The 14,079-nt window shown below is 66.8% G+C and carries 13 protein-coding genes and 1 tRNA gene; 5 read left to right on the top strand and 9 right to left on the bottom strand.

The annotated features are described in order from the left end of the window. Positions 1–2,526, bottom strand: coding sequence for an FxSxx-COOH system tetratricopeptide repeat protein (gene fxsT, locus ACYQ78_RS30530; protein ID WP_459804411.1), 2,526 nt, complete (start codon positions 2,524–2,526; stop codon positions 1–3). A gap of 386 nt (positions 2,527–2,912) precedes the next feature. Between fxsT and ACYQ78_RS30525 the strand changes: the two genes are divergently transcribed. The 3 genes from ACYQ78_RS30525 to ACYQ78_RS30515 are packed head-to-tail and all read left to right on the top strand — an operon-like array spanning position 2,913 to position 5,813. Next, positions 2,913–3,677, top strand: coding sequence for an SIR2 family NAD-dependent protein deacylase (locus ACYQ78_RS30525; RefSeq protein ID WP_459804410.1), 765 nt, complete (start codon positions 2,913–2,915; stop codon positions 3,675–3,677). Then, positions 3,674–5,641, top strand: coding sequence for an nSTAND1 domain-containing NTPase (locus ACYQ78_RS30520; RefSeq protein WP_459804409.1), 1,968 nt, complete (start codon positions 3,674–3,676; stop codon positions 5,639–5,641). Before ACYQ78_RS30525 ends, ACYQ78_RS30520 begins: the two co-directional genes overlap by 4 nt. A 34-nt stretch (positions 5,642–5,675) precedes the next feature. After that, a complete protein-coding gene (locus ACYQ78_RS30515) occupies positions 5,676–5,813 on the top strand; it encodes a hypothetical protein (protein WP_459804408.1) in 138 nt (45 codons plus the stop codon). 410 nt (positions 5,814–6,223) lie between these two features. On the opposite strand, the gene ACYQ78_RS30510 is transcribed toward ACYQ78_RS30515, so the two are convergent. The 4 genes from ACYQ78_RS30510 to ACYQ78_RS30495 form a co-directional block, all read right to left on the bottom strand. Beyond that, positions 6,224–6,299, bottom strand: a tRNA-Thr gene (locus ACYQ78_RS30510). A 27-nt stretch (positions 6,300–6,326) separates the two neighbouring features. Next, on the bottom strand, positions 6,327–7,277 hold the full coding sequence (gene rlmB, locus ACYQ78_RS30505) for a 23S rRNA (guanosine(2251)-2'-O)-methyltransferase RlmB (protein WP_459804407.1): 951 nt from the start codon (positions 7,275–7,277) through the stop codon (positions 6,327–6,329). A gap of 24 nt (positions 7,278–7,301) precedes the next feature. Next, complete coding sequence (gene cysS, locus ACYQ78_RS30500; protein WP_459804406.1) at positions 7,302–8,696, bottom strand: cysteine--tRNA ligase; 1,395 nt, start codon at positions 8,694–8,696, stop codon at positions 7,302–7,304. 57 nt (positions 8,697–8,753) lie between these two features. Then, positions 8,754–9,149, bottom strand: a complete 396-nt coding sequence (locus ACYQ78_RS30495) for a PPOX class F420-dependent oxidoreductase (RefSeq protein ID WP_459804405.1) — start codon at positions 9,147–9,149, stop codon at positions 8,754–8,756. Between the two features lie 72 nt (positions 9,150–9,221). Between ACYQ78_RS30495 and ACYQ78_RS30490 the strand changes: the two genes are divergently transcribed. Beyond that, on the top strand, positions 9,222–10,175 hold the full coding sequence (locus ACYQ78_RS30490; protein ID WP_459804404.1) for a DUF2637 domain-containing protein: 954 nt from the start codon (positions 9,222–9,224) through the stop codon (positions 10,173–10,175). Positions 10,176–10,825: 650 nt separating this feature from the next. On the opposite strand, the gene ACYQ78_RS30485 is transcribed toward ACYQ78_RS30490, so the two are convergent. The 4 genes from ACYQ78_RS30485 to ACYQ78_RS30470 form a co-directional block, all read right to left on the bottom strand. Beyond that, the gene (locus tag ACYQ78_RS30485) at positions 10,826–11,101 is read right to left on the bottom strand and encodes a GlsB/YeaQ/YmgE family stress response membrane protein (protein ID WP_459804403.1); all 276 of its coding nucleotides are present in this window, start codon (positions 11,099–11,101) and stop codon (positions 10,826–10,828) included. 87 nt (positions 11,102–11,188) lie between these two features. After that, positions 11,189–11,503, bottom strand: a complete 315-nt coding sequence (locus ACYQ78_RS30480) for a GlsB/YeaQ/YmgE family stress response membrane protein (protein WP_459804402.1) — start codon at positions 11,501–11,503, stop codon at positions 11,189–11,191. 610 nt (positions 11,504–12,113) lie between these two features. Further along, positions 12,114–12,572 carry a 2-C-methyl-D-erythritol 2,4-cyclodiphosphate synthase gene (ispF, locus tag ACYQ78_RS30475; protein WP_459804401.1) on the bottom strand — a complete coding sequence of 153 codons (459 nt, stop codon included), beginning with the start codon at positions 12,570–12,572 and terminating at the stop codon, positions 12,114–12,116. A 17-nt stretch (positions 12,573–12,589) separates the two neighbouring features. Continuing rightward, positions 12,590–13,072 carry a CarD family transcriptional regulator gene (locus ACYQ78_RS30470; RefSeq protein WP_061295170.1) on the bottom strand — a complete coding sequence of 161 codons (483 nt, stop codon included), beginning with the start codon at positions 13,070–13,072 and terminating at the stop codon, positions 12,590–12,592. Positions 13,073–13,337: 265 nt separating this feature from the next. Here ACYQ78_RS30470 and ACYQ78_RS30465 point away from each other — a divergent pair, with 265 nt between their 5' ends. Next, positions 13,338–13,934 carry a copper chaperone PCu(A)C gene (locus ACYQ78_RS30465; RefSeq protein WP_459804400.1) on the top strand — a complete coding sequence of 199 codons (597 nt, stop codon included), beginning with the start codon at positions 13,338–13,340 and terminating at the stop codon, positions 13,932–13,934. Positions 13,935–14,079 lie beyond the last annotated feature (145 nt).

The raw sequence follows: 14,079 nt of genomic DNA, 5'->3' as shown, positions 1-14,079 counted from the left end.
TCAGATCGGTTGCGGGTCGAAGTCGCAGTCGATCCGCTTGCCCGACGCGGCGCGCACCGCGTCGGGCTGGCCGAGCTCGAGCCGCTCCTGATAGCGCTCCGCCGTGTCCGCGCGCAGTTCCTCAGCGTCGGGAGCACCCACCGCCGCCCGATCGAGAGCCAGATTCGCCGCGCACGCCAGAGTCAGGAAGTGCTCAGCCCCGTAGTTCTCGAGCAGCAGCGCATAGGTCTGCTCCCCCAGCCACCTGGCCTGCTCGAACTCGCCCAGCGAAGCGAGGTCGCTCTGCAGGTTCACCGAACACGCCAGCACATAGTGGTGGGCCGGTCCCAGCTTGGCCAGGCTACGGAGGGTGCCCTCGTTGACGATGCGGGCCGTCTCGACGTCGCCGAGCAGCCGGTGCAGGATCGCCAGGTTCGACTGGCAGGCCAGCGTGAAGGGATGATCACTGCCGAACACCGACGGATAGGTGCGGGTCATCTGGGAGGCCAATTTGAAGGCGTCAGCCAGCTCATCGCGTACCCGCAGGATGTTCGAGACGTTGACCGCCGCCGCGATGGTGTCGGGGTGATCCGCGCCGAAGAGCCGGACGAACCGCTTATGGGTGTCCTGGGCGCCGTCCATGGCCTCGTTGAATGCCCCCGCGCGCCGCTGGGCGATCGACAGATCCTTGGCCGTGATCAAGGTGGCCCAGTGGTCTTTGCCCAGCTTCTGCACACCGAAGGCCAGCGCCGCCTCTCCGGTGTCGCAGGCCTCCTCGAAGTCGCTGGTCAGCCGGACGGCCCTGGCCATGCTGTTCCACGACAGCAGCACGATCTCCACCCCGGTCGGGTTGGCCGCCTCGCTCTGGTCCAGATAGACCTCCATGTGGATCCTCCGAGCCATCTCGTAGTCACTGTTCAGGCCGTGATCGAGGGCCAGACTGTTCTTGGCCCGCAAGGTCAGCACATGCTCAGAACCGAGTACCCGCACGTGAGCGTCGACCGACGCTCTGTCGAGCTCAAGGGCCTCCCGGAACTCTCCCTGTGCGCGGAGGCTGCCACCGAAGCCGTTCGTCGCGATCAGGGTCTCCGGGTGATCCGGGCCGAACTCTTCACGCACCCGCTGCAGGGTGGCCTGGTCGAGCTCGAAGACCCGGCTGTACTCACCCATGCGGCGCAGGAGGTTGGCCTGATGGCGTCGGGCCCTGAGCACGTCGGGCTGGTTCTCCCCGCCTGCGCCCCAGTGGTCGATGAACCCCTCCACCAGCTCCAGCCCCGACCGGTAGTTACCGGAGGCGTAGAGGTAGCGGACCACGTTGAGCGCGAAGTCGCGGACGAGGGGGTCTTCACAGAACACGAGCTGGGACGGTCGGACGTGCGGAACCAGGTCGGCGAAGTCGCGCCATTTGGAGTTGTCGTCCGGAGAAAGCGGCGCGCTCCCCGCGAGCAGGAGATGGACCTCGTCGCGAAGTTGGTGCTGCCTTTCCTCACTGAGATCGTTGCGGAGGAGCGCCTGGATCAGCCGGTGCACCTGAATAGTCCGGGTGTCGGGATCGCTCCGGATCAATGCGTATCGACTGAGTTCTTTCACGGTCTTGTCGAGCATGATCGGGTCGGACAGGATTTTCTCGAGGCTCGGGGCCTTCGCTCTGTTCCCCCGGCGGAAAACGTCGAGCGGAATGGGTTCCGGGCCGAAGAACGCGCAGCACCGCAGCAGATTCAGTGCGACCGGCAGCCGGTCTTCGAGCATCGACACCGAAACCCGCCACGCGGCCGTCATCGTCAGCGGATAGTCTTTCGCGCGTTCCGTGTCGAGCAGCCTGCTGGTCTGTTTCTCCAGCAGATCGATGTACTCATCGACCGACATCGTGCCGCGCCGCTGCAACGCGCCCACCTGCTCCAGCGCCAGCGGCAGATCGCCCAATTTCTCGGCCAGCCGGTTCGCCTCGTCGTCAGTGATCCGCGAGCCCAGCCTCCGCTTCAGGAATTCGACGCTCTCCGTCCGGGTGAAGACGTCGACTGGAAGGGAGCGGAACTGGTCGTCCCAGCTCGGATTGCGTGACGTGATGATCACGTGCCCGCGCCCGTGCGGAATGAATCTCTCGATCCGGGAGTCTTCGGCATTGTCGAAAATCAACAGCCAGTTGGTGTACGGCACCCCATCCTGCAACGCCTTACACACGGATTCCGCCGCCTCCTCCACACCCACGGTGGAAGCGGGCGCCAGATTGAGATGGGGAGCCATGGCCGCCAGCGCCGACGGAACCAGGTAGTACTGGTCGGCCGGAATCCACCAGACCAGGTCGTAGTGGTGGCCGAAGCGGTGGGCGTACTCGATCGCCAGGTGGGTCTTCCCAACGCCGCCATATCCCTGAAGGGCTTGGGGCTGCGGAATGACCACGGTCACCGACCGGACGCCCTCACGGAGCTGGTGCAAAAGGCTGTCGCGGCCGGTGAAGTTCTGGTTCCGATGTGGAACCCTTTCGAAGATCTCCGGCAGGGAGTTCGACGCGGAATGTGTTGGCAAAGAGGAGGATTCGGCCACCATTCGGACCTCCGCTACTTCGACAGGGAGAAGCCTGCTTCTCGTTTCCCTCGGATCAATGTCCGTAACTTCGAATCGGACAGCCGTTATCTATTCACCGGCCCATCACTCAGGGCGATGATGCAATGATGGAGACCCCGATGTTCCAGAACTTTATCTGATAAATATTCAGGTGCTTCTACGATCCTAGGAGACGTTCGACTGACCTTGTGTGAACGCCCAACTTCCGCCGCCGACATCGGAACAAGAAGCGAGCCGTGTGCATGGTCGAAATGAGCGAGGACGATTGGGAACGACTCATTTACCAGTTGAGGACCGGCCACTGCACCCCTTTCGTGGGCGCTGGCGCCTCGCTGAGTGTCCTCCCGTCCAGCCGCCGGCTCAGCGAGATGCTCGCGAAAAGGTGCGGCTATCCCGGCCCCAACCCGACCGAACTCCCCCGGGTCGCGCAGTACGCGGCCATCAAATACGGCGACCTCGATCACGTGAAATACCTCGTCCACGACGAACTCGCCAAACAGGGCGGCGCCCCCGACTTCACCGACGAGAACGAACCGCACGCCCTGCTGGCCGACTTCCCGCTACCTGTCTATCTGACGACCAACTACGACGACTTCATCGTGCGGGCACTGCACGACCGCCGGAAGGAAGCCAGAGCCGCCATCTGCCCGTGGAACGAGACCCTCTCCCCAGACCCGCTGTTCGCGGACACCGCGGGCTGGAACCCGAGTTCCGCGAACCCGCTCGTCTACCACCTGCACGGTGCCATGCGCGATCCCGCCAGTTTCGTCCTCGCCGAAGACGACTACTGGCTGTTCCAGCGGAACTTCGTCGTCGACCGCGTCACCACCAGGCAGCGCATGTTCCCTCCCTCGATCCTCGCGGCACTGGCCACCCGCCCGCTTCTGTTCGTCGGCTACAGCTTGCAGGACTGGTCGTTCCGGCTGCTGTTCCAGGAACTCGGTCAGTCGATTCCGGGGATCAACAGACGCCGCCACGTGAGCATCCAGCTCGCGCCCACCAGCCGCTGGACGATCAAAGACCTGGAGAACGAGCTCGGCTGGTACTACCGCGAATGGCAGATCTCGGTGTTCTGGGGCGGCACCAAGAAGTTCTGCACCGAACTGCGCAAGAGGATGGGAGCCACACCGTGACCGGGCGAGATCCGTCCCTGGAACCCTATGTCGGGCTGCGCTCCTTCCGCCGCCAGGACAGCGGCCGTTTCTTCGGCCGCCAACGCGAAGCCCACGAAGTGTGCGACCTGTGGCGGTCGAACCAGGTGACCGTCCTCTACGGCCCCTCCGGCGCCGGGAAGACCTCCCTGATCTACGCGGGCGTACTGCCGCTGCTCGACCCGTCGCAGAACGACATCCTGCCCGTCGGGCGGGTGTCGGCACGTTCGGGCTACCCCTCCGCGGCGCTGCCCGAGCACAACCCCCACGTCTACGCCCTGCTGTCCTCCTGGTCTCCCGGTGAAAGCCCGGCGCGGCTGGCCGACCTGAGCCTCCAGCGGTTCTTCAGCCGTCGGGGTCCTCGGCAGGACCCCTATGGAGATCCGGTACTGCGACTGGCGGCGATCGACCAGGCCGAGGATCTGTTCCTCGGGAACGACCGCCGGACGCCGTACCAGGAATGGTTCATCGACCAGCTCATCGACGTCCTCAAAGAGGACCTTGACCTGCGGGTACTGATCTCGATCCGCGACGACCAGGTCAGCGCGATCCTGCGCGACGAGCGCCTCGACGACAAGCTGACCAAGGGCCGCTTCGCGCTGCGCGCGCTTGGGCGACCGGCTGCGACCAAGGCCGTCGTGGGTCCGCTGACCGGCACCGGCTGCTCCTACGATGACGACGCCGCCCAGCAGTTGATCGCCGACCTGAGTGGGCCCGAGTCGAAGGTGATCGAGCCGGTCCAGCTCCAGATCGTCTGCACCGTCCTGTGGAACTCCCTCCCGCCGGACGTCACCCGCGTCACCAGGGAGCACGTGCTGCGCTACGCCCGGGTGCAGAGTTCCCTCGAGACGTTCATCGACCAGAACATCGCCGAGATCGCAGGCGACCACCTCAACGGCGACACCGCACGGCTGCGCACCTGGCTGCGCGCCAACTTCGTCATCGGCACCACCCGGGCCCCCGTCTTCCGGGGCGAGACCCTCACGGCGGGCATGCCGAACGCCGTGCTCACCGCCTTGGTCGACCGGCACATCGTCGCCCCGCTCGTCGATGTCGTCGAGGAAACTCCCCAGTGGTACGAGCTGTCACACGAGAATCTGGTTCGGCTCATCCGGGTCGGCGACGGCGAGACTCCGGTGTCCCGACGCACCCCGCAGGAACATCTGCACGCGGCCCAGCACGCACTTCGGGGCGGTGACTTCGCCCGGGCCAGCCGAGAGGGCCGGACGGCGCTGGCGATGACCGACTCCCTCCGCCTCCGCGCGGAGATCGAGTCGTTCCTCGGCGACGTCGCCTTCGCCGGCGCCCGGTACGCCGCCGCCATCGATCACTACCGCGAGGCGGCCCTGGTCTTCGAGGTCAACGGCCAGACCGAGGCTGTCGGCCGCCTGATGGCCGCCATCGGAAGGTCCCGGCGGGCCCGCAGCGAGCACCAGCTCGCGATCAGGGAGCTCGTCTCCGCCATCGCCCGCGTCCCCGACGACATGGGCATACGCACCGAGTTAGCCCGCGCCTACTGGTATGCGGGGCACCCAGTGGCCGCCCTTGAGGTCCTCGACCGCGTTCTCGACGAGGACGCCGGTTCCGCGCCCGCGCTCCGGACCCGGGGGGAGGTGCTGCTTGATCTGGGCAGACCGGAAGAAGCCTTGCTGGATTTCTCCCGGATTCGGCCGATGAGGGAGCCATGGGTCCGGGCGGCGTACGCCTACACCCTGGCCAAGGTCGGCCAGTTGGACAAGGCGCAGATAGAGATCACCGCCGTCCGCTCGATGACCGCCGAACACGGCCCGGCCCTCCTGTACGCGGCACTTGTCGAGGAGGAGGCCGGAAATGCCGCAGCGGCTGCCGAACTCGCCAGAGATGCCAAGGCTGCGGAGGCGCCACCACTGCCCGCGCATCTGAGGCACACCGCCGACCGCCTGGTGACCGCCGACCCGCCCGCCTGAGACGGCGATCCACATCACCATCGCCACGGCCACCATGCCGAACCCCCAGGCGAGCACGTGCGCTGCCCGTTCCACACCGTGGATCGACACCAGCACTCCGCCGAGTGGCGCGGCGAGGGTCACCGCGCTGTGGCCCAGCAGCCGCGAGGCGTCCGCCGTCCACGCCACCTGACATGGATGCCCTCATAGCTGCGCATGACGATGGTGGTGGCCGCACCTCATCCCGTCAGTGGACCCGTCGCGAACGACCACGCGTTGCGTGCACGGCACACGTTCTTCGCCTGATTCGCGCGGCCAGCAAGGTTCCGCCGATGCCGCCGAACATGAGGTGAAACCGATCTCGGTCACGCCGAGGCCGGGAACGTACCCTGCGGTGAAGACCACCATCAGAGCGTTGATCATCAGGTTGGTTGCCGTGGGCCGCAAAAACCTGGCGAGTGATCTGAATGCTGCGCTCAGCCGATCAATTCGACTATCAGAAGATAGACGGTTCTCTTTCAGAGAGTTCCGTGGTGAAGTCGAGCAACCCGCGAAACAGGACACAACGAACATTGGCCTCCCGCAATGACGGGAGACAAAAATTGGAGCCGCCTTGGGGAATCGAACCCCAAACCTTCTGTTTACAAGACAGATGCTCTGCCAATTGAGCTAAGGCGGCCTAGGCGACGCCTAGTCTAGTACACACCTACCTCCGCCGCAGGCGACTAACCTCGTAAAGCGCGATCCCCGCCGCCACACCAGCGTTCAGCGACTCCGCCGCAGCCCCCATAGGAATCCGAACCACCTGGTCACAGGCCTCCCGAACCAACCGGGACAGCCCCTTCCCTTCGGACCCGACCACGACAACAAGAGGCTCAGAAGCAAGGTTCATGTCCCCGATGTCCACCCGAGACTCACCATCGAGCCCCACGATGAACAGCCCCTCGTCCCGGTAAAGCTGCAACGACTGCGTCAGGTTCATCCCCCGAGCCACCCGCAGGTGAGCCAGCGTCCCCGCAGACGTCTTCCACGCCCCGGCCGTAACCCCCGCAGACCGACGCCCGGGAACCAACAGCCCATGAGCCCCAAAGGCAGCCGCAGACCGCGCGATGGCCCCCAGGTTCCGAGGATCGGTAACCCCGTCGAGCGCCACGATCAACGGCACCTCGGCCGCGTCACGAGCGTCGTGAACAAGGTCAAGCGGATGCGCATAGTCGTAAGCGGGAATCTGCAGGGCGACCCCTTGATGCACCCCACCCTCCGTCAACCGGTCAAGCTTCCCCCGGTCGACTTCGAGCAGCGCGATCCCGTTCCCCGCAGCGATCTTGATCGCCTCGCGAACCCGATCGTCGTTCTCGATCCGCGAAGCAACGTAAAGGGCAGAGGCAGGCACACCAGCCCGCAACGCCTCCACGACAGGGTTACGCCCCCCGATGTACTCCGGCGCGTCCTCGCTCTTGCGAGCCCGCACCGGCGTCGCACGACGAGGCGCGGAAGTGCCGCCACGCTCCTCGCGGGAGATGCGCTCAGCCCGCGCCTTGTCCTTGAACCAGTGCCGGTCCTCCGCCTTCGGAGTCGGCCCCTTGCCTTCAAGGGCACGCCGAACCTTGCCACCGGTTCCCCGGGTAGCGCCTTGCCTTTTCCGCCCTGCTGCCATAACTCTCAAGCCTATCCGTCAAATTCAGCGAGCCAGTTCCCACCGAGGGCCCTGAGGGGTGTCTTCCACGACGACCCCGGCGGCGGCCAGCTGCTCGCGGATCGCGTCGGCAGCGGCATAGTCCTTCCGAGCACGGGCGGCCTGGCGCTGCTCCAGAGCGACGGCCACGAGGGCGTCGACCACTTCGTGCAGGCCCGACTCACCCGAAGAGCGCCACTGCGGCGAGCGGGGGTCGAGGCCCAGGACGCCGAGCATGGTCTGGGTCTCGGCGAGCAGGCGGGCGACCGCCTCCTTGTTGCCCTGCGACAACGCGACGTTGCCCTCGCGGACGACCTCGTGGATGACGGCCAGCGCCTGCGACACGTTCAGGTCGTCGTTGAGTGCGTCCACAAAAGCTTGTGGCAGCGGGGCCGTCGCGTCGACGTCGTGGATGACCTCGGCGGCGCGGGAGACGAAGCCCTCGAGCCGGCGGTAGCCCGCGGCCGACTCCTGGAGCGCCTCTTCGGAGTAGTCGATCGCCGAGCCGTAGTGGGCCGCGACCAGGTAGTAGCGCAGTTCGACGGCGCGGACCTTGGTGAGCATCTCGGGGATCAGCAGGGAGTTCCCGAGGGACTTGCTCATCTTGGTGCCGCCGAGCTGCAGCATGCCGTTGTGCAGCCAGAAGCGGGCGAAGCCGTCGCCTGCGGCCTGCGACTGGGCGATCTCGTTCTCATGGTGGGGGAAGATCAGGTCGACGCCGCCACCGTGGATGTCGAAGGTGCCGCCCAGGTATTTGGTCGCCATCGCCGAGCACTCGAGGTGCCAGCCGGGACGGCCGCGGCCCCACGGAGTGGGCCAGGTGGGCTCGCCCTCCTTGGCGCCCTTCCAGAGCGCGAAGTCGCGCGGGTCGCGCTTGAGGGAGTCGGTGTCGGTGTCGCCCGCGGCCCGCATGTTCTCGAGCTTCTGGTTGGACAGTTTGCCGTAGCGGTCGGCGTAGGAGACGACGTCGAAGTAGACGTCGCCGGCCGAGGCGTAGGCGTGGCCCTTGTCGATCAGGCGCTGCATCAGCTCGATCATTTCGGGCACGTGGCCCATCGCCCGGGGCTCGACCGTGGGCGGGAGGCAGCCGAGCTGGTCGTAGGCCCAGGTGAAGGCGCGCTGATTGCGCTCGGCGACGACGAACCACGGCACGCCCTCGCTCGCCGCGACCCGGATGATCTTGTCGTCGAGGTCGGTCACATTGCGGCAGAACGTGACGTCGTAGCCGGAATGGACCAGCCAGCGGCGGAGCACGTCGAAGTTGACGCCGGACCTGATGTGGCCGATGTGGGGCGGAGCCTGGACGGTCGCACCACACAGGTACATCGTGACCCGGCCGGGCTCAACCGGGGCGAATTCACGGACCGTTCGGGTGCTGGTGTCATAGAGTCTCAGGCTCACAAAGGCAAGGCTAACGCCTTCCCGGCCAGCACAGGCCGAGTTAAGAAACCGTGAGCATCAGCCTCGGAGATAGACCTTCTCGGGGGCGATACGCACGATGACGCGTTCGTTGTCGGGGCTTCCCTCGACGAACGGCCCACCGGTGTATTTGTGGGAAAGCTCCTGGATCAGGTCGCCGTGCGGGTCGTCGAAAAGCCGCACCGGGCCCCGGACCTCGGCGTACACGTAGGGATCGGCGGGGTCCACGACCAGAATCGAGACGCGCGGATCGCGTTCCATGTTGCGGTGTTTGCGGCGGCCCTTGACGGTCGAGAAGAGAATGTCGTCCCCATCCGTGCGCACCCACACCACCGAGGCCTGCGGGCTTCCGTCGGGGTTGACGCTGGAGACGGTGGCGAAATTCGCCCCGTCGAACAAGGAACGTGCGCCGTCGGGCAAGGTCTGCTCTCCCATAGGAGCGATCATGCCATTTCGTACGTGTCATAAAACGGCCGGGGCCACCCGAGTCGCTAGGCTCGACACGCCATGGACGCGATTCCCCCCGCGACGGCAGGCGCCGCCTCCCGTCCGTCTTCCTCCGGATCCCGCCTGCTGAGCCGTGTGGCCGTGGGCCTCGCGGGGCTCGCGCTCGCGGTGCTCGCCGGGGCCGCCTGCGTGCTCTCCTTCGACGACCTGCGGGCGCTCGCGCTCGTCGGGCAGGCCGATCCCGAGTTCGCCTACCTCTATCCGGCCGGATTCGACGCCCTGCTGATCGTGGCCCTGCTCGCGGTGCCGCTGGTGCGCCCGGGACGGCTGCTGATCCGCTTACAGGCCGCCCTGATCCTGATCCTGTTATTGATCGGAGCGGCGGCGGCCGACGTCGCGCTGGCCGCCGGAGCGGTCATCCCGCTCCGCCCCGCCGCCGTCGTGGTGGCGCTGGCCCCCTGGGTCATGCTGGTCGTGGGCCTGTGGCTGTTCCTGCTGATCATCCGGTACGCCCAGACCAAGAACTCCGACCTCGACGACGACCCCGACGACGACGTGGTCCCCTTCATCCGCAGCGCCCACGTGACCGCGCCGCCCGACTACACCCCGCCGACCCCCGTGAGCCCGGTGACCGAGACCGTGGCCCCGCCGGAGCTGGCGCCCCCGCTCACCCCCGCCCCACCACCGCGCCCCGCCCGCTGGGGCGACCTGATCAGGCCCAACGTCGGCGACGTGCTCGTCCACCCGCTCCCGGAGCCCGACGACGAGACCGACAAGAAGTACGGCGAGGCCGCCGCCCAGGCCGCCGAGAAGCTGAGCCGGCGCGACGAGTCCGAGGTCGACACCCAGCCGATGCGCAACCTCCCGGCCGACCCCGACCCGGAACACGGCCCCGAGGCCGCCGACCCGGAGGAACTCGAGGCCGCCTCCTGGCGCGAGCCCTACGACGACGAGACCTCCGCTCCCCCCTCGGGCCACCTCCGCAGCACCCCGACCCCACCAAGCGAGTCCTGAACGCCCCATAGGCCATCAACGGCGGCATGTCCCCATACGGGAGGCAGGGAGCATATATCCGGCCGCGTGGGAGGTCTCAGCGCTTGGGCGTGACGGCTCCTCCCCTGAATCGGCCAAGGAGCACCGTTCCGGCCGTGTGGAAGGTCTCAGGGCCCGGGCGTTACGGTTCCTCCCACGAATCGGGCGAGGAGCACCATTCCGGCCGTGTGGAAGGTCTCAGCACCCGGGCGTTGCGGCTCCTCACGAATGACCGAGGAGCACCGATCCGGACCTGTGGGAGGTCTCAGCGCCCAGGGTTGCGGGTTCTTCCCGAACCGGCAGAGGAGCGCCGGGCAGTGAGCCGTTGCGGTGCCGAGCATGAGCGGTTGAGGAGCGCCGGTCGTCTGCCGCCGCCTGTGCGGCGGGCGGGGTCAGGGTAGGCGGAGCCGTAACGGAGCAAAAGGAGCTTTTAAAGCCCTTTGTATGAGCCCGCATGAGCCCCTGCATGAGCCCGCATGAGCAGAAAGCCCGCCGGTTCCGAAACGGAACGGGCGGGCCTTCGCGCAGAGCGCTGACGAGGTGGAATCACCGTGCGCCGCCCTGGGCGAGGTGTCGGACGGGCCGGTGCCCGGCGGCCGGGTGGCCGCCGGGCATCAACCTCTGGATGTGGGTCAGACCCTGGTCCGGCCCCGGCCTCGAATCGCGGCGACCGCGCCGACTCCGATGACCGCCAGGACGACCTGCAGCAGCAGTTCGATCCAGTCGATGCCGTCCGTCGTGGCGACGCCCACCGACTGTGCGATGGCCGTGCCGATGAGGGCGGCGACGATGCCGACGACTATGGTCAGGATCCACCCGATCGGCTGGCGGCCGGGCAGCAGCAGGCGGCCCAGCACGCCGATGACGGCGCCGATCACGATGGCGCCAAGAATGGTCTCGATGGTCATTATTCGACCTCCCCTTGAGGGTGACACCTTCACGCTCAAGCGGTCGAATACCCTCCACCGGCAAAATATGCGTTAAGCCGGAATTTTTCAGATCCCGCTGTGCCCCGGCCGGCCCGTGGCCCCGCCGTGCCCACGGCCCTTGCCCGTGGCGATGCCCCGTCCGGCCACGAAGGCGACACCGATCACGGCCAGCACGAGCTGGAGGATGTGCTCCCACCAGTCGAAGCCGCGGGTGTTGGCGAATCCGAACAGGGCCGCGATGAGTGAACCGATCAGCGCGGCGACGATCCCGACCAGGATCGTCATCCCGATGCTGATGTTCTGCCGCCCCGGCAGAATGAGGCGCGCCAGCGCCCCAATCACCACACCGATGATGATGGCGCCAAGGATCGAAGCGATCATGACATTCCCCCCGATGAGGTGACATCTGCACCTCTAGGGGATGAAGTACCCAAAAAGGGACGGCGATCCACGCACCGCGCCTGGTTACGGGATCGCCGCCCCAACCGCATATGAGACGCCACATCCCGGGCACCGGTTGCCATCCACTTTGGAACGGACCAAAGCGTTACCGTCCAACAGCGACAGAGCCCAGTCTCCGTTACGGCTCCGCCTACCCTGACCCCGACCACCGCCGCAGATCAGGACCCCACCCGGCGCCCCTCAACCGCTCACAGCAAGCGCCGTAACGCCGCAGGCCATATCCCGAAATTTCCGGCGCAGGGCGCAGGACGAGAACCCGCACCGGCTCAACCCGATCCACCGGAACGGGAGCGATCACAAACAGCCCACCGCACCGCGATCAACGCCGTCGACACCACGCCACGCCAATACCGCAGGGATATCGCCCCACGATCAACGCTTTCGACCCATACCGACACCGCGAGAATCACAGCGACCACCGTCCGCGCCGGACAATGCCGGAGCCAAAGCGTCCCGACCAGCCCTTTCGCGATGGGCAACACCAGAACGGCGGCGGCTCAACCAGCCTTCTCGACGGGCGACGCCAGAGCTATCTCGCCACGATCAGGGCGTTCGCGATCGCCGCGATCCCCTCGCCGCGCCCCGTCAGCCCGAGCCCGTCGGTGGTGGTCGCGCTGACGCTGACATCAGCCCCCACCGCGGCCGAAAGAGTCTTCTCCGCCTCGGCGCGCCGAGGTGACAGTTTGGGCCGGTTGCCGATGATCTGAACCGCGATGTTCCCGATCTCGAACCCCGCCTCACGCACCAGCCGAGCCGTCTCGGTCAGCAACGTCACCCCCGACGCCCCCGACCAGCGCGGATCGGAGGTCCCGAAGACCTTCCCCAGATCCCCCAGCCCGGCCGCGGAAAGCAGAGCATCACAACACGCGTGAGCAGCCGCGTCGCCGTCGGAATGCCCGGCCAGCCCGGTCTCGTCGGGCCAGAACAGCCCGGCCAGGTGAAGGTCACGCCCAGAAGCGAAAGGGTGGACGTCGACACCGACGCCCACCCTAGGAAGTTTCGCGCTCAGGAGTTCAGCACCTCGTCGAGCAGGGCTTCCGCTTTGTCCTCGTTGGTCTTCTCAGCCAGGGCGAGTTCGCTGACCAGAATCTGCCGAGCCTTGGCGAGCATTCGCTTCTCACCAGCGGAGAGTCCACGCTCGCGGTCGCGGCGCCAGAGGTCCCGAACCACTTCGGCCACCTTGTTGACGTCACCCGACGCGAGCTTCTCGAGGTTCGCCTTGTAACGACGGGACCAGTTGGTGGGCTCTTCCGTGTGAGGCATGCGCAGGACGTCGAAGACCTTCTCTAGGCCCTCCTGACCGACCACATCGCGCACGCCGACGAGCTCCGCGTTCTCCGCAGGCACCTGGACGGTGAGGTCGCCCTTGTCGACCTTCAGTACCAGGTAGGTCTTTTCCTCACCCTTAATCGTCCGAGTGGTGATGGCTTCGATCCGAGCAGCCCCGTGATGGGGGTAGACGACCGTGTCGCCGACCTGGAAAGTCATGTGACAAGTACCCCTTCCGCTGTACTCCAGGGTACCACGCGCCAACAGTCTCCCGGAACAGTGAAATCACCATAACTGCAGGTCAAAGCCTCATTTTGGGACTTGACAAGAGCTCGACTGTGTGAATCGAGCCGTCCAACAGGCGGGATGACCTGCACCTCCAGGGTTCCTCTGCCCAATAACAGGGCGGTTATCGGACGGCCATGCCTCGCCGATATGGTGATCCCCGCATACGATCGCGCGCGTTACAAGGAGACTCTCGACCGTGACCACGACCAGCCGCAGGGTGATCGCCATCGCCGCGTTTCTGGCCGCCGCCCCCGCGCTGGCCGCGTGTGGCGCCGGGACCGACGCGAACACCAACAAGCCCTACGCCCCGACCGAGGCCGGCGTGCTGATCCGCGACGGGGCCTACGGCGTCAACGGCATCAAGGTCAGCCAGGCCTACATGCTCGGGCCCGACCCGGGCGGCCAGATCCCGGCCGGCGGCACCGTCCCGCTCTACCTGTCGATCACCAACGACACGACCGTCCCCGACACGCTGCTGGGCATCACGCCCGACGCCAACGCCGCCGCGACCGCGCAGGGCGGCGCCGTCCCGCTGCCCGCGGGCACCCTCGTGCACACCGGCACCGGCGCCAACCCGCAGATCCAGATCCAGGGCGTCAAGAGCGCGCTGCGCGGCGGCGAGAGCATCCCGCTGACGCTCAACTTCCAGAACGCGGGCCAGGTCACGATGGTCGTCCCGGTCATCACCCGCAACCGCGAATACGCCACCCTGCCGCCGGTCCCGGGCGCGATCCCCGCCCCGAGCCCCACGGCCGCCGCCTCCCCCGCCGCGGGCGAGTCGTCCGGCCACTGAGCGAACAAGGTCCGGCCCGCGCATCCCGCGCGGGCCGTTTCGTTTTAAACCCCGGAGTTCTTGTACGGCTCCCGCCCCCTCCATGGCAGAACGAGTCTTATGCCACGCCTGACAGGACACCCGGGCGGGGTCAGGGTGGGCGAAG

It is taken from the genome of Herbidospora sp. RD11066, from assembly GCF_054661255.1.
Note: the sequence above shows the minus strand (reverse complement) of the source record. Positions and strands in the feature narration are given on the sequence as shown.

Excerpts from the sequence above, each read along its gene's own strand:
- ACYQ78_RS30485 (WP_459804403.1), bottom strand. The coding sequence starts at position 11,101 with ATGACCATCGAGACCATTCTTGGCGCCATCGTGATCGGCGCCGTCATC.
- ACYQ78_RS30515 (WP_459804408.1), top strand. The coding sequence starts at position 5,676 with ATGCCGAACCCCCAGGCGAGCACGTGCGCTGCCCGTTCCACACCGTGG.
- rlmB (WP_459804407.1), bottom strand. The coding sequence starts at position 7,277 with ATGGCAGCAGGGCGGAAAAGGCAAGGCGCTACCCGGGGAACCGGTGGC.
- ACYQ78_RS30480 (WP_459804402.1), bottom strand. The coding sequence starts at position 11,503 with ATGATCGCTTCGATCCTTGGCGCCATCATCATCGGTGTGGTGATTGGG.
- fxsT (WP_459804411.1), bottom strand. The coding sequence starts at position 2,526 with ATGGTGGCCGAATCCTCCTCTTTGCCAACACATTCCGCGTCGAACTCC.
- ACYQ78_RS30490 (WP_459804404.1), top strand. The coding sequence starts at position 9,222 with ATGGACGCGATTCCCCCCGCGACGGCAGGCGCCGCCTCCCGTCCGTCT.
- ACYQ78_RS30525 (WP_459804410.1), top strand. The coding sequence starts at position 2,913 with ATGCTCGCGAAAAGGTGCGGCTATCCCGGCCCCAACCCGACCGAACTC.
- ACYQ78_RS30470 (WP_061295170.1), bottom strand. The coding sequence starts at position 13,072 with ATGACTTTCCAGGTCGGCGACACGGTCGTCTACCCCCATCACGGGGCT.
- ACYQ78_RS30495 (WP_459804405.1), bottom strand. The coding sequence starts at position 9,149 with ATGGGAGAGCAGACCTTGCCCGACGGCGCACGTTCCTTGTTCGACGGG.